The organism is Roseibium algicola (assembly GCF_001999245.1).
GTDB lineage: Bacteria > Pseudomonadota > Alphaproteobacteria > Rhizobiales > Stappiaceae > Roseibium > Roseibium algicola.
Genome location: NZ_CP019630.1, coordinates 3,553,711 through 3,571,574, shown reverse-complemented (window position 1 = coordinate 3,571,574; position 17,864 = coordinate 3,553,711). Strand labels below are relative to the sequence as shown.

Below are 17,864 nucleotides of genomic sequence, written 5' to 3'. Positions count from 1 at the left end.
AATGTCCGAAGGCGCCGGCATTGCTGCCAGCGCCCTCTTCGAGTTAGGCGGATTTACTCCGCAATGTCCACGCCGTCAAACCAGTGGCCGCCGAGCGGGTCCATGACATAGCCAGAGACCTTGGAGGACATCGGCATGAAGACCACGGAGTGCGCGATGGTTGCCCACGGAGCCTGCTCCTTGAACACGACCTGTGCCTCTTCGTAGAGCTTGGTGCGCTCTTCCTTGCTGGTCACGGTCTTTGCCTTCTTGATCAGCGCGTCGAACTCTTCGTTGCACCACTGGGCGCGGTTGGAGCCGCCGACACCGTCACAGCCGAGCAGAACGGCCAGGAAGTTGTCCGGGTCGCCGTTGTCACCGGTCCAGCCGAGAAGCACGGCACCGTCGCGGTTCTCGTCCTTGGAACGGGACAGGTATTCACCCCATTCGTAGGAAACGATCTCGACGTTCACGCCGACGTTCGCGAAGTCGGCCTGCATGACTTCAGCCATGCGACGAGCGTTCGGGTTGTACGGACGCTGTACCGGCATTGCCCAGATCTTCATGGAAAGATCGGATACACCAGCTGCTGCCAGCATTTCCTTGGCCAGTTCCGGATTGTAGTCGTCGTCTTCAACGGCGTCGTTGTAGGACCACATCGTCGGCGGGATCGGGTTCTTGGCAGCCTGGCCGGAGCCCTGGAAAACTGCGTCGAGGATCGCCTGCTTGTTGATCGCGTGGTTCAGCGCCTTGCGGACTTCCGGCTTGTCGAACGGTGCCTGCTTGGTGTTGTAAGCGAGGTAACCGACGTTCAGGCCCTGCTGTTCCATCAGGGTCAGGTTGCCGTCAGCCTTGATGTCGGCGATGTCGGCCGGTGCCGGGTACGGCATGACGTGACATTCACCGGCCTTCAGCTTCTGAAGACGCACGGCTGCATCCGGAGTGATCGCGAAGATCAGGTTGTCGACCGGCTGCTTGCCACCCCAGTAGTCCGGGTTTGCCGCATAACGGATCACGGCGTCCTTCTGGTAACCCACGAAGGAGAACGGACCGGTGCCGACCGGCTGCTGGTTCAGCTGTTCCTTGGAACCGGCTGCTTCAAGCTGCGCTGCGTATTCGGCAGACACGACGGAAGCGAAGTCCATCGCCAGGTTGGCGATCATCGGTGCTTCCGGGCGGTTCAGGACGAACTTGACCGTGTAGTCGTCAACCCTGACGATTTCCTTGATCAGGTCCGGCATGGACATGCCGTCGAAATATTCCCACGCGGTACCGGCGGTGTATTCGTGCCACGGATGATCCTTCTTCAGCTGACGCTCGAAGGTGAAGATCACGTCGTCTGCATTGAATTCACGGGTCGGCGTGAAGAAGCTGGTGGTGTGGAACTTCACACCCTGACGCAGCTTGAAGGTGTATTCCAGACCGTCTTCGGAAACTTCCCAGCTTTCAGCCAGGCCCGGCAGCACTTCGGTCGTGCCGCGCTTGAACTCGACAAGCCGGTTGTAGATCGGCTTGGAGGAAGCGTCGAACGTCGTGCCTGCGGTGTAAAGTGCAGCATCAAAGCCTTCAGGCGAACCTTCAGAGCAATAAACCAGGTTTTTTGCAGAAGCGCCGGTCGCTGCAATCACAGCAAGGCTTACGCCAAGAAGGGATGCCTTCAAGGTTTTTTGGAAATTCATCAAACTGTTCTCCCCTTGATGAAGAGCAAGGGCCTTGCATCGTTGAATCGCGCAAAGGAGTTAAGCCCAAGCCAGCGCAAACTAAGGCGTTTTTTTGGCAGAAAATCAACTGCCAACATATTTCTAATTTGAGGATGTTTTTGAAATTTTTTTGCTAGGTAAGAGTTGCTGCCGTAAATTTTTAATGCGGCAACGTTAACTCACGAGAAACAAATACCGCAACGGCAGCGTTTTTCAAGCTTCATCTAACCGCCTGAAAACAAAAGGCTCCCGCAACAACGGGAGCCCCTGAATTTCTCAATCCTGCGTAGAACGGGTTCGTTTGACAGCGTCCTGCCATCCGGCAAGCAATCTGGCCCGCTCACTTTCCTGTAAACGTGGCTCGAAACGCTTTTCCAGCTTCCATTCTGCCGAAAATGCCTCGGCCCCAGGCCAGATACCTGCCTTCGATCCGGCGAGCCACGCTGCCCCGAGCGCCGTCGTTTCCGGGACAGTCGGCCGGTCGACCGGCGCGCCCAGAATGTCGGCCAGGAACTGCATCGTCCAGTCGGATGCCGTCATGCCGCCATCGACACGGAGCACCGGTTGTTCGGCCTCCGGCCAGTCTGCCCGCATGGCTTCAACCAGGTCGCTGGTCTGGTAACCAACGCTTTGCAGGACCGCCCGGGCAATTTCCTTCGGACCCGTGTTTCGCGTCAGACCGAACAGCGCGCCCCGGGCTTCCGCGTCCCAATAGGGAGCGCCAAGACCAACGAAGGCAGGAACAAGGTAGACGTCCTGGTTGGGATCAGCCTGTTCGGCAAGCGACTGCGTGTCGCCGGCACTTTCGATGAGACCCAGACCGTCGCGCAGCCACTGCACGGCAGCACCGGCAACGAAGATCGACCCTTCGAGCGCATATGTGGTTTCGCCGTTCAGCCTGTAGGCGATGGTCGTCAGCATACGGTTATTGGACCGGACCGGCTTGGACCCGGTGTTCATCAGTGCAAAGCAACCCGTGCCGTAGGTGGACTTGACCATTCCCGGCTTGAAGCATGCCTGCCCGACCGTCGCGGCCTGCTGGTCGCCGGCAACGCCGAGGATCGGTATTGCCCGGCCGAACAATTCCGTGTCGGTGACGCCGAAATCATCCGCACTGTCCTTGACCTCGGGCAGCAGGTTCTGCGGGATGTTGAGGAGCTTGCAAAGCTCTTCATCCCACTTGTTTTCGTGAATGTTGTAGATCAGCGTCCGGGAAGCGTTGGTGGCATCGGTTGCGTGTACCTTGCCGCCCGTGAGTTGCCAGATCAACCATGTGTCGACGGTGCCGAAGGCAAGCTCACCGCGTTCCGCACGCTCGCGCACACCGTCCACATTGTCGAGGATCCAGGCGATCTTGGTTCCGGAAAAATAGGGATCCAGCAACAGGCCCGTCTTGGCGGAAAAAACTCCTTCGCGGCCTTCCGAGCGCAATTTCGCACAGAAATCGGCCGTACGCCGGTCCTGCCAGACGATGGCGTTGTAGACCGGTTCGCCCGTCGATCGGTCCCAGACAAGGGTGGTTTCCCGCTGGTTGGTGATCCCGATCGCGGCGACATCAGCGCCACCGGACGGTGCCTTTTCCAGCGCTTCCCGACACACGCGCAGCGTACTCGTCCAGATATCGGCCGGCGAATGCTCCACCCAACCCGACTTCGGGAAGTGTTGCGGAAACTCCTGCTGCCCCACACTGATTGGATGGAAATCGTCGCCGAAGACAATTGCCCGGCTCGACGTCGTGCCCTGGTCTATTGCCAAAACACATCCGGCCATGGCGCACCTCCCGTTTTCTTCTTGTCATGAAAACTGCCGGCAAGGCCGGCAGGTCATCTGGTTCCGTTTGATAAAACTATGCCGCAGCGCCGGCCTGCTCCGCAAGATAAGCCGACAGATAGGTGTCCAGCTCGGCAGCTTCCTCCCCGCTGAGCTGCAACCCCAGTTTCGTCCGCCGCCACAGGATGTCCTGCGCGCTGCGGGCCCATTCGCGGCGGACCAGCCATTTCACTTCCGCTTCATGAAGATTGTAGCCAAAGCAGCGGCCGAGATCTTCGAGCGTCTTCGCTTCCCCGAGTATGAAGCGCGCATCCGTGCCGTAAAGACGGGTCAGACGAGTTGCGAATACCTTGTCGAGGAACGGATAATCGGCCTTGAGGCGTGACACTTCCGCATCGAACTCGCTCACCTTGAAATCACCGCCCGGCAGCGGCGCATAGGCCGTCCATACCCCGCGCTTGAAAGGCAGATACGGCTCCAACTTTTCCAGGACATGCTCGGCAAGCTTGCGATAGGTCGTGATCTTGCCACCGAAGACGGACAGGATCGCCGGCTTTGTATCGCCCGCATCCAGCTCAAGCACATAGTCGCGCGTCGCCGCCTTGGCATCCTTTGCGCCGTCATCGTAGAGCGGGCGGACGCCGGAATAGGTATGGACCACATCTTCAGGCGTGATCGCGTTTTCCAGATACTCGCTCGCCGCCTTGCACAGATACGCGATTTCGTCCTTCGAGATCTCGACCTTGCTCAGGTCATCCTGGAAATCGACATCGGTCGTGCCAATCAGCGTGAAGTCGTTTTCATAAGGAATGGCGAACACGATCCGGCCGTCACCGTTCTGGAAGATGAAGCAACGGTCGTGTTCGAACTGGCGCTTGACGATGATGTGGCTGCCCTTGACCAGCCGGACGCTGGAACTGTTGTTCGCCCCGGTAACGCCGCTCAGCATGTCCGCAACCCAGGGCCCGGCGGCATTGACCAGCACATTGGCAGTGACGGTCTTTTCCTCGCCGCTTGCAAGGTCTTTCAGAACGACCTGCCAGACGTCGCCGTCGCGCCGCGCGCTGATGCATTTGGTGCGCGTCTGGATTTCGGCACCGCGATCAGCCGCATCGCGCGCATTCAGAACCACCAGTCGGGCATCGTCCACCCAGCAGTCCGAATATTCGAACCCCTTCTTGAAGAGCTTCTTGAGCCCTTGCGAGAACGGAGCCTGATCCAGACGCACGGTCTTGGTGGCCGGCAGCAATTCCCGCCCGCCGAGATGGTCATACATGAAGAGGCCGAGCCGCAGGAGCCATGCCGGACGCAGGTCCTTGTGATGCGGCAGAATGAACCGCAGCGGCCAGGCAATATGCGGCGCTGCGCGCCACAGCACTTCACGCTCTTTCAGCGCTTTGCGCACCAGACCGAACTCGTAATATTCCAGATAGCGCAGTCCGCCGTGGATGAGCTTGGTCGAGGCCGACGATGTGGCGCCGGCAAGGTCACCCATTTCGACCAGAAGAACCGAAGCCCCCCGGCCGACCGCGTCGCGGGCGATGCCCGTTCCGTTGATGCCCCCACCAATGATCAAAAGATCGTAATCCGCAGCCATAACTGTCCCCGGCCTGTGTTTTTGCGTCTCAGGATTGAAAATGAAAATAAAACGAAACTTCTCGAAATTCAATCAACAATTTCGCACACCAAGACGAAACACCCCGGCAAGAAGCTCGCGCCTCCGCCGGGGTTAAATAGATCACTCAGAAACTACAAGGTATTGATCTGTCTAGTTTTCTCCGTCGTCTGCCGGAGCATCGTCCTCCAACTGGGTCGAAGAAACGTCAACCTTCTTGCGCTGTTTCGGTTTGTTCCCGTCGTCCACGAAGGGAGGCGTAGCGGCGTGATAGGTCACTTGCGGGAACGGGATTTCGATATTCCGTTCGTCAAAGACCTGTTTGACGAATTCGTTATACGCACGCCCGACGCCCCACTGATCCCCCGGGACGGTCTTGATGCGGCCGCGGATATCAATGGAGCTGGCACCGAAATTGGTAACGCCGTGCATTTCGAAATCACCGATGATCTTGGGTCCGAAATCCGTTTCCTTCAGTCTGCGGAAGGCTTCCAGCATGGCGTCCTTGGCGTGGGTGATATTCGTGTCGTAGGCAACACCAATCAGCGCGACATGATAGGAGAAGCCGCGCATGAAGTTGGACACCATGTCGACCGACGAGAACGGAATGATGTGGGTTGTTCCGTCGATGTCGCGCATGCGCACCGACCGGACGGTGATCCCCTCGACCGTTCCCGTTATCCCGGCAACGGTGACGACGTCGCCCTCGTTGATGGCATTCTCGACCTGGATGAAGGCTCCGGTGATGATGTCCTTGACCAGGGTCTGTGCACCGAAGGAAATCGCCAGACCGACGACACCGGCACCGGCGATCAGCGGACCGATATCGACGCCGACTTCCGACAGCGACAAGAGCAGCGCCATCACCACGATGACGACCGTCGATGCATTGCGGAACAACTGGAACAGCGTGCGTTCGCGCGCTGTTACGATGTATCCGGAACGGGACTGCAGCCTGAGGTCTACCCACGACATGACGGCAAGCCAGATCATGAAAGCCACGAGCAGGACCAGGAAGGCAGAACCGTAGCTGCTCAGAAGCTGCACCCCGGCTTCGCTGACCAGCCATTCGGCAACCGTCAACAGACCCCAGATCTCCAGAAGCAGCAACACCGTCACCAGGAAGACGGCGAACCGGATGAACTTCAGAAGGCGCGGCACAAAGGCGTTCAGCCGGCTCTGAAGCGCCGGAAGGGTCCGGTTCAGGTCGTCCGGCAGGCGTATCCCGCCCTTGATGGCCTTGGTCACGACCAGAGAAATGGCCATGCCCGCCATGATGGTGAGGATCGACAGTCCCGTTGCCCGCAGAATAATGGTTGTCGCGTCAAACGGCCGGGTCACCCAGATGATGAAAACCGCCGCGATATAGCCGTAGGCAGCCAGGTGCCAGAGCTGACCGACGAGCACGAGCGCCCGCTTGGCAAGAGCGCTCTGCAGATGCTCGGCGTAATCCCGCGCCCCCTCGTTTACCCGGTGTCTGTTCTGGTGCACCAGCACCAGAAGATAGATCATCCCGAGAAGCACGACGAGGAACCGCAAGGCGTTGCCGAGCACGAAGGATACCGCAACATTGGCGATCGGCACGGCCAGGAACAGGCCAAAGACCATCCAGTACATGAACAACCGCAAACGCCCGTACCAGTACAGCGAACTTTCATCGGTGAACGGCAGCAACCGCAGTTCCGGCCGCCCCGGCGCGAATATGAAGCGCAGCGAGACGTTGGCCATGCCAAGGATGAAAAACGCGTTCAGCGCGAGACTTTCCTGAAGCGTTACGCCTGCATTTATTCCACCGAAGCTTGCCAGGGCCGCCGCGTTGCCGACGGCCCAACCGACACCTACCGTCACTGCATCGACGACCGATGTCAGAACAAGAATGAAACTGCGCGTCAGCCCACCGCCGTAACGCGCATAAAGCGACATGCGCGGATAAAGTGCCTTCGCGATCAGCTGGCTGGCAAAAAAGCCGAGATAAGCCGCAAGAAGCACGATGCCGACCTGGATCGCGATATCCTCGACCCGGTCCCATTTCACCGGGATATCGCCGCGCGCGACCAGAACCAGGCCGTTCAACGAGCGCATTGCCTGCTCCAGCAGATACCCCGCGTCATCCACCAGAACCCGTGTGTATTCACCGATCCGCAGGGCGAAGTTTTCCTGTTGCAGGGGTTGGGAGATCCCCTGAACCGGAATTGCAGCTTCATTCCCGGGAACCTGCCTGTCACCTTCAGCAGGCTGGCTGTCCCCTGTGCTTTTCTGCAAGAGATCGATCAACGCCGCTCGGCTTTCAGGGTCATTCAGAACCTTTATCAGGGCCTGGCTCGCCTGCTCGACATCGGCCGGTGGCGCTTGCTCCTGCGCCGGGGCCTGCCCCCCGCTTTCCTGAGCCAGAACCGGAGCCAACCCGGCAAGCATCATTGTCATCAGGGCAAAGAGGCAGCAGCGCAAAATCTTCATTTCAAACTCTTGTCAATTCCAGAAAGACCGGCGGGGGTCCGGCCATGGCAGGGACAATATGGAGGAACAGTCGCGGATGAAAAGGGTTCAGACTGCTGTCTTCGGACATTTTTTAGGTACTATTATAAAACGCAAGTTTCCCGTGCAGTAACGACCGCATCAAAACCAGCAGAAACAAGGATTCACTGGAAATCGCAAAAAGATTTCACCTTTACGCAAGGTAATATGCCAGCCTCCATTTATCGGGTAACGTAATAATAACAATATGGGCGCCAATCTGGCCCGACGAGGAGGAAGGATGCCCAGGTCCTTGATCAAGCTTGCACAGGAAGGCACAGACGAGGCGCGACGACGGCTGTTCGCGCAGGTGAGCGAACTTGTGATTGCGAACCTCGATGAGCGGACCGACCGGGAACTGGCAATCTTCTCCGAAGTAATCATAAAACTGTACAGTGTCGGCTCGCCCAGGGACCGCGCCAGGCTGGCGCACAAGCTCGCTTCGCAAGTCAACACGCCGCCGGAGCTTGCCCGCAAGATCGCCGAAGACGACGTCAACGTGGCCATGCCCCTGCTTGCACAAAGCCCCGCGCTGACCCAGGAAGACCTGATCGACTTCGTCGAACGGCTGAGCAACAGCCATCTACAGGTGATTGCCCGCCGCACCGACCTCTCGCCTGAAGTCTCAGATGCCATTGCCGAAAAAGGCGACCGCCCGGTGCACCGCATTCTGGCCGGCAACCGCGAGATCAAACTGTCCCGCGAAACCATGCTGAGTTTCGTCAAATACGCCACGGAAGACGTGGTCCTGCGCGAGGACCTGTGCCTGCGCTCCGATCTTTCCCCGGCAGTGTGCCGGGCCTTGCTGCCGCTTGTGGACGATGAAACCAAGAAGCGCCTGCGCAGTATCATTGAAGGCTCCCTGTCGCAGGATCAACTGGACCAGATCGCAAGACTGAAGGTGCTGCGCCGGGAATTCGGCGATGCCCTCAACAATCCGGACATGACCCTCCTGTGGCGGGAAGCGGAGCGTGCGGAAATCACCGTCAACGAGCTTATGATCCTGTTACTGCAGGATGGCCGCTTCAATCACGCGATCGAGCTGCTCAGCGCGCGCGGCCGAACGGCCCAGAAGGCACTCAAGGATGCGGTCTTCAACGGCAAGAAGGATCTGGTTCTCAGAACCGCGGAGAAAGCCGGCCTCGACACGCCGACCTTCGCCCTTTTCGCCAAGGTTCGCTGCGACCATTTGAAGATCCCGGCAACGCAGGGCTCCGAATGGACGGCCACCTACAAGAAGTTTCTCGACAGCACGGCACAGACCAAACAATCCCGATGCGGTGATTTCCAGGCGAACCGGCGGGAAAAGAAACCAAGACCCACGGGTGATCGTCCCGGACGTGTCGCGGCAATGTAGCGACAACGCCAACGTTGCTTCGTTCCAACCAACATATCGATAAGCAAGGTTGTCAGCGCTTACTCTAAGCCGCGTTTTTCGAAAATTCAGCTTTTGGAACAAAGCGTCGCGGCGATTGCCGTCGACAGGGTCGCGGCCGCGTAGAACCAGAGGCCCGGCAAAATGGCGGCTGCCGCCAGTCCGCTTGTCTTGGCGGCAAAAAGCACCAGCGCCACCAGCATGACATCCAGCATCGACCACTTGCTGACCATCGACAGGAGCGCAAGCGAACGCGTCTTGGCACCACTAAGCACGGCCACATGGATCAGAAGGATCTTCAGCGCTGGAAACCCGATCGAAAACAGCGCCACGATCGCGGCAAGAACCGCATCGCCCTCGTGATAGAGGCTGGTCACCATTTCGATCAGCGTCGGTCGGTCTTCCAGAAAATAGAGGCGCTCGAACCGCATAAGCGGCTGCGTCAGTCCGAGGGCGAACGAGAAAGTGGAAACGGGAAGCAGCAAAGCCAGAAAAAATCGCATTGAAACTGCCGTACCCTGGCTATCGCGTAAACTCGTAGCGGCACCTGCGCCCGGCATCACCAGGAGGAGCACCATTTCCTATATCACCCGGATCGGAAAGCACAAAACCTGACCGCCGCGAGCAACGATCAGGAATATAAGAACGTACATCAAGCCCTGCCAGCCCCCATTCGGAGACCGGCTGTTTCTAGGGAAGTTCAGTAAGCCGTTATCGACCTCGAGCCCGCGCAGCAACTTCGTCGAGCTGATCCTGCTCCGCCAGTTCCTGGGCTGTGCGCTCGCGCTGCTGGTCGCGTTCTTCCAGCTGCTCGAACTTCTTCAGCTCCTCGATCGCCTCGCTGAGCTCGTCCTGGGCACGTCGCAGCTGGTCGTCCAGTTCATGCGCGGAATTGCGCAGGTTGTCGCGACGGTCCGCTGCGGCCTTGGCAAACGTCGGATAGGCAAAATGCGTGACATCCGTAATACCGACCCGCTCCTGCTCCGACCGGATCTGGTCATCGAGTTCATCGGCCATACGGTTGAACTCGGCGATCATGCTCTCGATCTGAGCAAGCTGTCGTCGTTTCTCGTCAACCTGAAACCGCTTCAAACGGATCAAACTGTCTCGGGTTTTCATTACTCAATACTCCCCTAACACGGGCAGTCTACCCCTGAGTCATTTCCAAAAGGTTGGCAAGTTGCTCATACCCGTCAGAAAGTGATGTCGCTTCGTCTTTTCCCTGATTCAGGAATTCGTCGATCATGTCGAACCTGTAGATGGCTTCGTCCACGGTCGGGTCCGATCCCTTCCGGTATGCGCCCAGCCGGATCAATTCTTCCATGTCCGTATAGGTCGACAGAAGCTGTCGGGCCCTGCGCAGAACCGGGAGCTGCTCCGGCGGCACGCAGCGCGGCATGGTTCGTGACACGGATTTCAGCACATTGATTGCCGGATACCGGCCACGCTCGGCAATGCCGCGTTCCATCACCACGTGGCCATCGAGAATACCGCGCACCGCGTCGGCCACAGGCTCGTTGTGATTGTCACCCTCCACAAGAACGGTGAAAAGGCCGGTGATCGATCCGCTGTTCTCCTTGCCGGGACCTGCCCGTTCCAGAAGTCGCGGCAATTCGGTGAAGACCGTCGGCGTATAGCCCTTGGAGGTCGGCGGCTCGCCGATCGACAAGCCGATTTCGCGCTGTGCCATGGCGAATCGCGTTACCGAGTCCATCATGCACAGCACGTTCTTGCCTTCATCGCGGAAATGTTCGGCAACAGTCATGGTCAGATAGGCGGCCTGCCGCCGCATCAGAACGCTTTCATCTGAGGTCGCGACGACGACCACGGAGCGCTCCAGCCCCGAATCGCCCAGATCGTCCTCGATGAACTCCTGAACTTCTCGACCGCGTTCGCCGATAAGGCCGATCACCGCGACATCACATTTTGTGTTGCGCGCCAGCATGGACATCAGCACGGACTTGCCGACGCCGGAGCCGGCAAAAATGCCCATTCGCTGCCCCTCGCAACAGGTTACGAATGTATTAAGTGCGCGAACGCCGAGATCCAGGGCCGGTCCAACTCGTTTACGTTCGGAGGCCGGCGGAGGCGAACTTCGCAATTTGCGAGGCACTCCGCCATGAACAAGACTTCCTTTACCATCAATCGGTTCACCAAGTGCGTTAATCACTCGGCCAAGCCAGGCATTTGCCGGATGAACCACGCTGTCACGCGATTGAATCACGGCTTTGCAACCCATTCGCACGCCTTCGAGCCCGGAAAAAGGCATGCAAAGTGCGTGTCCTTCACGAAAACCCACAACCTCTGCGGGCACTTTCGGGTTATCCTCACCGTTGTCGATCAACAATCTCGAGCCGACACTCATTTCGTGAATAGGGCCCGCAATCTCGACGAGAAGTCCCTGAACCGCAGTCACCCGGCCATAAATTTCGGTCGGCATGAGCGAATCAATCTCGGCGAAAAGCGCCTTCACGTAAGATTCCTTCCCTCGTTAACGGTTTTGGTAACCGATCGTTTACGACTCTGGTTAATCTTAACCTTTGGAAGGCTGACAAGCGAGAGCCATTTCGAAGTCAAAACGGCTTTGTTGAAAGGAATCTGAACGGAATCGGTTAGCGCCGGTTCTTAAAGTTCAACATTAAGATTTGTGAATCCGAATTTTTTCTGGGGATTCAATAAGTTGAGTGTTGTTCACAGTTTCCTCTCTCCAGAGCTTGCCGTTACGAATCATATTTTGTTAACCATTAACCGATAGCTTTGAGTCGGGGTTAACATCAGTCCTTCGTAGCAGGCACCGACAGAGCCGTTGCGACTTGCCCAGGAAAGGCAGAACAAGGGGATTGGCATGCGTGTATTGTTGATTGAGGATGACAGCGCCACGGCGCAGAGCATCGAGCTGATGCTGAAGTCCGAGAACTTCAACGTCTACACGACAGATCTTGGCGAGGAAGGCATCGACCTCGGCAAACTGTACGATTACGACATCATTATGTTGGATTTGAACCTGCCGGACATGTCCGGTTACGAGGTTCTCCGGACACTACGCGTTTCCAAGGTCAAGACACCGATCCTGATCCTTTCCGGTAACGCGGGTATCGAAGACAAGGTTCGCGGCCTCGGCTTCGGCGCCGACGATTACATGACCAAGCCGTTCCACAAGGACGAGCTGGTCGCGCGTATCCACGCAATCGTCCGCCGCTCCAAGGGGCACGCACAGTCGGTCATCGTCACTGGCGACCTGAAGGTCAACCTGGACACCAAAACCGTCGAAGTCGGCGGCCAGCGCGTCCATCTGACCGGCAAGGAATACCAGATGCTGGAGCTTCTCTCCCTGCGCAAGGGAACGACGCTCACCAAGGAGATGTTCCTGAACCATCTCTATGGCGGCATGGACGAGCCGGAACTGAAGATCATCGACGTGTTTATCTGTAAGCTTCGCAAGAAGCTGGCAGCTGCAACCTCCGGCAAGAACTACATTGAAACGGTGTGGGGCCGAGGTTACGTTCTGCGCGAGCCGGACGTCGAAGCAGCCGCCTGATCCAGCATCAGACGTTGACGTTTTAAAAGCCCCGGCACTGCCGGGGCTTTTTGTTGCTGAGGGTTGGATGTGACAAGGCTGTTCTAGCCTTGGCCACCTGCGCGCTCGGCAAAGGTCAGCACAGCCCCTTCCCCCGCCTGCCCGTAATTGACTGACGCCAGCATCTCGCCGGAACTGTCATGCAGGGTAATCAACCCTTTGCGGTTCGACATCTGCATGTGATGGACCGTCGCCCGCGTCACCGACACCTTCAAAACGGCACCTGCAATCAGAACAACCGCCTCCACCGGCTGCGGCCTGCCCATCTTGTCCCGCAGTTCGTAGCCCGTGAGGTCGATGTCCGCTGCACCGGCATTCCAGATCTCCACCCATTCCGTGCCCTGGTCATCCCCCGGCGGGTTCGGCAGGGCCGAAAGAATGCGAAGCGGACCGTCATTCTGCATTTCAACGGTCCTTGGACGCACGACCACATTGCCAGAATCGTCCGTGCGGGTGCTGCCGTCACCAAGGAACACAGGGTAGAATGAGCGGATGTGCTGCCCCAGCGAGCCATCAGCCGTGGTCTCGTGATACATCACCAGATCGAACTTGCCCTCACCGAGCTGAACACGCTTCTTCTGGTTGGTGAGCAAGCCGTGCAGGCCTTCGTAATAGGCAAGCGTGCCGAGCGCGAATTCGCACGCAGGACTGCTGCCGACAAAAAATCCACCCTTGCTCTTGAAGAGCTCAGCGACAAGGTTGCCGGTCATGTCCTGGTGGTTCCAGACCATCTGCAGCGTCACGACATGGGGGTTCTCCGGTCCGGGACCTCCGAGATCGTATTTGTAACCAAGGTAGTCGACCCGGTTGTTGAGCTCGTCCAGCGCGAATTTCACCCAGGAGTGATAACCGGAGATTTCACCCTTCTCCGAGGCGGAATTCGCCCCTTTCTTGTATTTGCCTTCGCCGACAAAAACATGCTCGAAGCCCGTGCAGAAGTGGGTCGACTTGCCCCGGAAGAAGTTGGTGTAGACCTCGAACCACATCCGGAACAGATCCTGCCGGAAGGTTTCAGCGGTCATGTCCCTGACGAGCTCGGCAGAAATATGCTCGAAGGCGATCTGCATCGGCCGGCTTGCAATCACCAGATCGAGAAACCCTTCGATCTCGTCTCGCTCGGCAGGCGAAATGGTTTCCGGGTCGCGAAAGTGGACCGCATAGTTGTCCAGAAGCCGGATGAAGGTCTGGTACAGATCGCTCGCCGCCATCTTGTCGAAATCGACCCGGGCAAAGAGCGGGTTCGCTGCCAGGTCGATCTGGCGGGACCCTTTGGCCTTCACCTGCTCGTCCAGCAGAATGTCGGCTGTCATGTCCGTCCAGTCACCATCCACGTTGCGCGTGCTGACACTGAACCGGTCGGCATCTTCGTTCCAAATGGCCTGATAGATATGGTCTGACATGCGAGCCTCAACCTGAAGTAACGAGAAGAAGGCTTTCACACGTTTATGACATTTTCACTACCAGACGGAAACTCGTAACTGTCCGGCGAAAACAAAAAAGCCGGCGTTGCCGCCGGCCTTTCCGCACTTGCAATGGCAGGATCAGAGCTGCAGCTGGTATGACGCAGGGACGTAACGGAAACCGCTGTCGTTGGTCTCCACGTAGCCGACCGCCGGGAACGGCATGTGATAGCCCACGAACGGGATCTTGTCGGCGGCCAGCATACCGAAGACGGTCTTGCGGGTGGCCGCGGCGCCTTCCTTGTCCATGTCGAAGCGCACTTCCCATTCGGGATGCGCCAGCGACCAGACGTAGTGATTGGCGGTATCCGCCGTTATGGCAAGCTGCTTGCCGTCGCTTTCAAGCATGTAGATCATGTGACCGGGGGTATGACCTGCAGCAGCCATCGCGGTGACACCCGTCGTCACGCTGCCGCCGTCATCGAGGAAAGTCATTTTCTCCGCCAACGGTTTGACGTGGCTCGCCATCAGCTTGGTCACCCCATTGGCTTCGGCATCCATTGCTGCCCAGAAGTCATATTCCTTCTGCCCGGTCACATAGCGGGCATTGGCGAAGGTCGGCGCGCCGCCTTCCATCAGACCGCTGACGTGGTCGGGATGCATGTGCGTCAGCACCACCACGTCAACCTGCTCCGGCGTGTATCCCGCATTTTCCAGCGCAGCACGCATCTTTCCGCGACCTGGCCGGGCACCTTCGCCATTGCCTGTGTCGAACAGGATCAGTTCGCTGCCCGTGTTCACGAGCGTTGGCGTAAAACTGATCTGGAAACTGTCGTTGGGCAGGAAGTTATTGGCATTGGTCGCAGAAAAAGTATCCGCGTCGACATTCATGGCAAAGGTTTTCTGCGGTTCGGTCAGGGAGACCGCACCATCGTGCAGGGTTGTCACCTCGAACCCGCCTACGGAATAGCGGGCGACGGGCGCCGGCACAGCGGCATGCTTTTCTGCAGCCGCATGGACAACGGTGGTTCCGGCAAGACTTGCCCCGGCAAGCGCCCCACCTGCTCCCAGAAGCGCCGCGCGACGTGTGAGTTCAACTTTTATCTCGGTCATATTCCCACTCCCTGCAATTCCGATTCATGAAAACAGTCCCGCAGTCGAACACCCCGAGTGATCGGCAGGACGCAAAGCTTACGATCGAGAAAATGGAATGGATGCAGATGCAGACAAGTGCTGTTCGCCGCCAGCTGGATAAACTTCACGAGAGCGAACGAACAAAATGAATTTCAAAAACTTGCTCACTCGCAACAGACCGCTTTTTTGAAGGGATTCCTTCACGGTACAGCGAATGAAAAAGGCGGCCAGAGGCCGCCTTTGAACGTGATCCGATATGTCCGAACCGTGCCGAAGAAGGGACGCAGGGTTAACGCTGCAGACCCAGGCCTGCTCCAGCTCCCACGGCCAGGCGGGGCGTTGCTGCCGTGCCGGTTGCGGCCTGTGCAGCCTGTTTCTTCTGGAAGAGGCCTCTCTTACCGGGCACCGGCTTGAAGGCATCCGTCAGACCGACCACGGTTTCTGCGGCACCGAGAACGAGATACCCGTCATCCGGCAGGGATTTCGCCAACCGGCCGAGGATTTCCGTCTTGGTTGCCTGATCGAAGTAGATCAGCACGTTGCGGCAGAAAATGATGTCAAACTCGCCCAGATGGGTGAAGCTTTCCAGCAGGTTCAGCTTCTTCCATTCGATCATGGCGCGCATGCCGGCATTGATCTGCCACATGTCACCCTTCTGCTCGAAGTATTTCAGCAGCATCTGGATCGGCAGACCACGCTGAACCTCGAATTGGCTGTAAAGGCCGGTTTTGGCTTTTTCCAGCACTTCATTGGAGAGGTCCGTACCCAGGATCCGGGTTCGCCAGCCAGCCATCTTGGCCGCATCTTCCTTCAGGCAGATGCCCAGGGAATAAGGCTCCTGCCCGGTCGAGGCAGCCGCACACCAGATCTTGATCTGCTTGCGTGTCGCGCGGCTTTCCAGCAGCGCCGGCAGCATCGTGTCCTTGAAGTGCTCGAACGGTGTCTTGTCGCGAAAGAAGAACGACTCGTTGGTCGTCATCGCCTCAACGACGTCCGTTTCCAGCGCTCTGTTGGTGCCGCGCTGAAGCTGCTGGATCACCGCACTGAGCGTTTCCAGCTTGGAGCTGCGTGCAATCGGCAGAAGACGGCTTTCGACCAGGTATTGCTTGTCGTTGGACAGAACCAGGCCGGAACGGGTCTTCAGGAAGTTTTTCAGAAACTCGAACTCGCTCGGGGTCATCTCGTGTTCCCCTTCAGAACGCGCGAGATCTTCGGGCCGATCTCCTTCAAGGGTAGAATTTCGCTGCAAACGCCCGTTTGTGCAGCTGCGCCCGGCATGCCCCAGACCACGCTTGTGGCTTCGTCCTGCGTGATCACGCTGCCGCCGCCTGCTGCAATCGTCTTGACGCCTTCAGCGCCGTCATGACCCATACCGGTCAGGATGACACCCAGGCTTGCCGAACCGAATACCTTCGCAACGCTGTCGAACAGGGGATCGACGGCAGGCTTGCAGAAATTCACGGGAGGACCGTCGGTCAGCCGGATCTTGGCGACACCGCCGTCCTTTTCCACGATCATGTGCTTGCCGCCAGGCGCGACATAGATATTGCCGGGCTTCAGCACTTCGCCATCTTCACCTTCCTTGGACGGACGCAGGGCAGCCTTGCCCATATGCTCGGCCAGAATGGCAGTGAAGGTTGGCGGCATATGCTGGGTGATGACCACCGGCACATCATTCATGGCCGTACCGACTTCGCGCATGACTTCCTGCAGTGCCTGCGGACCGCCCGTCGAGGAACCGATCGCAAGGATGCGCGGACGCGCGGAAGAGTACGGACGTGTCTGGTACTTCACTGCACCGGCAGCAGCTCCCGCCGGTTGAGCAGCTCCGCGAAAGGTCGCCCTTGTATCCGTTGCCGGACGCGCAGAAATCGGTCTGACCGGCTGCGCGGTGCGGCCTGCGCTGGTTTCTGCCCGCATGGTGCGCGCAGGACCGCGCATGCGCAATGCACGTGCCCCAAGAGCCTTGACCTTCTCGATCAGCTCACGGCGAAAATCGATGGACGTCGTGACCTCGGAAGTCGATTCCGGCTTCGGCACATAGTCGGCCGCGCCCAGAGACAGGGCCTTCAGGCTGATTTCCGCGTTGCGGCGGGTCAGCGTCGAAGCCATGATCACGACGAGATCGCGCTTCTTCGCCAGCATGAGCGGCAAGGCCGTCATGCCGTCCATTTCCGGCATCTCGATGTCGAGAACGACGACGTCGGGATTGCTTTTTTCGATATCTTCTACAGCAAGCTTGCCGTTGCGATGCGAGCTGACGACTTTCAGACTTTTGTCTTCACCGAGCCAGCGTGTCAGGAGTCCGCGGATGACGACAGCGTCATCTACGACCATGACTTTGATGGGGTCGCTGCCCGGACTCGTGCCCGCAGTTATGCTTCTTTGCGCAAACGCCATTTAGACTGCCCAACTCGAAACTAGATAAGACCGACTTCCTGAAACTTGGCTTCCACGATTTCGCGGTCAAACGGTTTCATGATGTACTCGTTTGCACCGGCGCGGATGGCGCGGGCGATGTGAGCAACATCGTTTTCGGTCGTGCAGAATACGACGATCGGGTTTTCTCCGCCTTCTTCCGCACGCAGGCTGGTCAGGAACTCAAGTCCGTCCATGACGGGCATGTTCCAGTCCAGCAGGATGGCGTCCGGCATGGTCTTGCGGCATTCGTCAAGCGCCTTCTGGCCGTCTTCCGCTTCCGTAATCTCGAAATTCATATCCTCGAGAATGCGGCGAGCCACCTTCCGGATGACGCTTGAGTCATCTACTACGAGGCACTGTTTCATCAGGCGTAACTCCA

Annotated in this window: 14 protein-coding genes; 2 read left to right on the top strand and 12 right to left on the bottom strand. The window is 58.2% G+C overall.

Going from position 1 to position 17,864, the window contains the following annotated elements:
* Positions 1-53: 53 nt before the first annotated feature.
* From B0E33_RS16590 to B0E33_RS16575, 4 genes are all read right to left on the bottom strand, one after another.
* Positions 54-1,658: an ABC transporter substrate-binding protein gene (locus B0E33_RS16590; protein WP_023003397.1), complete on the bottom strand. Its 1,605-nt coding sequence runs from the start codon at positions 1,656-1,658 to the stop codon at positions 54-56.
* 297 nt (positions 1,659-1,955) lie between these two features.
* Positions 1,956-3,449 carry a glycerol kinase GlpK gene (gene glpK, locus B0E33_RS16585; RefSeq protein WP_077291786.1) on the bottom strand — a complete coding sequence of 498 codons (1,494 nt, stop codon included), beginning with the start codon at positions 3,447-3,449 and terminating at the stop codon, positions 1,956-1,958.
* A 76-nt stretch (positions 3,450-3,525) separates the two neighbouring features.
* A complete protein-coding gene (glpD, locus tag B0E33_RS16580) occupies positions 3,526-5,046 on the bottom strand; it encodes a glycerol-3-phosphate dehydrogenase (protein ID WP_077291785.1) in 1,521 nt (506 codons plus the stop codon).
* 171 nt (positions 5,047-5,217) lie between these two features.
* A complete protein-coding gene (locus tag B0E33_RS16575) occupies positions 5,218-7,521 on the bottom strand; it encodes a mechanosensitive ion channel domain-containing protein (protein ID WP_208997642.1) in 2,304 nt (767 codons plus the stop codon).
* 298 nt (positions 7,522-7,819) lie between these two features.
* Here B0E33_RS16575 and B0E33_RS16570 point away from each other — a divergent pair, with 298 nt between their 5' ends.
* Positions 7,820-8,935, top strand: coding sequence for a DUF2336 domain-containing protein (locus B0E33_RS16570; protein WP_023003401.1), 1,116 nt, complete (start codon positions 7,820-7,822; stop codon positions 8,933-8,935).
* A gap of 86 nt (positions 8,936-9,021) precedes the next feature.
* Here the strand turns inward: B0E33_RS16570 and B0E33_RS16565 are convergent, their stop codons facing one another.
* The 3 genes from B0E33_RS16565 to fliI all read right to left on the bottom strand — a co-directional run bounded on the left by B0E33_RS16565 (position 9,022) and on the right by fliI (position 11,426).
* Positions 9,022-9,456, bottom strand: coding sequence for a paraquat-inducible protein A (locus B0E33_RS16565; RefSeq protein ID WP_055661214.1), 435 nt, complete (start codon positions 9,454-9,456; stop codon positions 9,022-9,024).
* A 208-nt stretch (positions 9,457-9,664) separates the two neighbouring features.
* Positions 9,665-10,072, bottom strand: a complete 408-nt coding sequence (gene fliJ, locus B0E33_RS16560) for a flagellar export protein FliJ (protein ID WP_077291784.1) — start codon at positions 10,070-10,072, stop codon at positions 9,665-9,667.
* Between the two features lie 28 nt (positions 10,073-10,100).
* The gene (gene fliI / locus B0E33_RS16555; RefSeq protein WP_077291783.1) at positions 10,101-11,426 is read right to left on the bottom strand and encodes a flagellar protein export ATPase FliI; all 1,326 of its coding nucleotides are present in this window, start codon (positions 11,424-11,426) and stop codon (positions 10,101-10,103) included.
* Between the two features lie 372 nt (positions 11,427-11,798).
* Between fliI and ctrA the strand changes: the two genes are divergently transcribed.
* The gene (ctrA, locus tag B0E33_RS16550) at positions 11,799-12,491 is read left to right on the top strand and encodes a response regulator transcription factor CtrA (RefSeq protein WP_031270498.1); all 693 of its coding nucleotides are present in this window, start codon (positions 11,799-11,801) and stop codon (positions 12,489-12,491) included.
* 83 nt (positions 12,492-12,574) lie between these two features.
* Here the strand turns inward: ctrA and B0E33_RS16545 are convergent, their stop codons facing one another.
* From B0E33_RS16545 to B0E33_RS16525, 5 genes are all read right to left on the bottom strand, one after another.
* Positions 12,575-13,930, bottom strand: coding sequence for a lamin tail domain-containing protein (locus B0E33_RS16545; protein WP_077291782.1), 1,356 nt, complete (start codon positions 13,928-13,930; stop codon positions 12,575-12,577).
* Positions 13,931-14,071: 141 nt separating this feature from the next.
* Positions 14,072-15,043, bottom strand: a complete 972-nt coding sequence (locus B0E33_RS16540; RefSeq protein ID WP_077291781.1) for an MBL fold metallo-hydrolase — start codon at positions 15,041-15,043, stop codon at positions 14,072-14,074.
* A 310-nt stretch (positions 15,044-15,353) separates the two neighbouring features.
* Positions 15,354-16,244 (bottom strand): CheR family methyltransferase, encoded by an 891-nt coding sequence (locus tag B0E33_RS16535; protein WP_023003408.1) that lies wholly within the window; start codon positions 16,242-16,244, stop codon positions 15,354-15,356.
* A complete protein-coding gene (locus B0E33_RS16530; protein ID WP_023003409.1) occupies positions 16,241-17,464 on the bottom strand; it encodes a protein-glutamate methylesterase/protein-glutamine glutaminase in 1,224 nt (407 codons plus the stop codon). Before B0E33_RS16530 ends, B0E33_RS16535 begins: the two co-directional genes overlap by 4 nt.
* A 20-nt stretch (positions 17,465-17,484) precedes the next feature.
* The gene (locus tag B0E33_RS16525) at positions 17,485-17,850 is read right to left on the bottom strand and encodes a response regulator (RefSeq protein ID WP_031270504.1); all 366 of its coding nucleotides are present in this window, start codon (positions 17,848-17,850) and stop codon (positions 17,485-17,487) included.
* Between the last annotated feature and the right edge of the window lie 14 nt (positions 17,851-17,864).

Coding starts and splice junctions, on each gene's coding strand:
- B0E33_RS16575 (WP_208997642.1), bottom strand. CDS start 7,521: ATGAAGATTTTGCGCTGCTGCCTCTTTGCCCTGATGACAATGATGCTT.
- glpD (WP_077291785.1), bottom strand. CDS start 5,046: ATGGCTGCGGATTACGATCTTTTGATCATTGGTGGGGGCATCAACGGA.
- glpK (WP_077291786.1), bottom strand. CDS start 3,449: ATGGCCGGATGTGTTTTGGCAATAGACCAGGGCACGACGTCGAGCCGG.
- B0E33_RS16535 (WP_023003408.1), bottom strand. CDS start 16,244: ATGACCCCGAGCGAGTTCGAGTTTCTGAAAAACTTCCTGAAGACCCGT.
- fliJ (WP_077291784.1), bottom strand. CDS start 10,072: ATGAAAACCCGAGACAGTTTGATCCGTTTGAAGCGGTTTCAGGTTGAC.
- B0E33_RS16525 (WP_031270504.1), bottom strand. CDS start 17,850: ATGAAACAGTGCCTCGTAGTAGATGACTCAAGCGTCATCCGGAAGGTG.
- ctrA (WP_031270498.1), top strand. CDS start 11,799: ATGCGTGTATTGTTGATTGAGGATGACAGCGCCACGGCGCAGAGCATC.
- B0E33_RS16590 (WP_023003397.1), bottom strand. CDS start 1,658: ATGAATTTCCAAAAAACCTTGAAGGCATCCCTTCTTGGCGTAAGCCTT.
- B0E33_RS16530 (WP_023003409.1), bottom strand. CDS start 17,464: ATGGCGTTTGCGCAAAGAAGCATAACTGCGGGCACGAGTCCGGGCAGC.
- B0E33_RS16545 (WP_077291782.1), bottom strand. CDS start 13,930: ATGTCAGACCATATCTATCAGGCCATTTGGAACGAAGATGCCGACCGG.
- B0E33_RS16565 (WP_055661214.1), bottom strand. CDS start 9,456: ATGCGATTTTTTCTGGCTTTGCTGCTTCCCGTTTCCACTTTCTCGTTC.
- B0E33_RS16570 (WP_023003401.1), top strand. CDS start 7,820: ATGCCCAGGTCCTTGATCAAGCTTGCACAGGAAGGCACAGACGAGGCG.
- B0E33_RS16540 (WP_077291781.1), bottom strand. CDS start 15,043: ATGACCGAGATAAAAGTTGAACTCACACGTCGCGCGGCGCTTCTGGGA.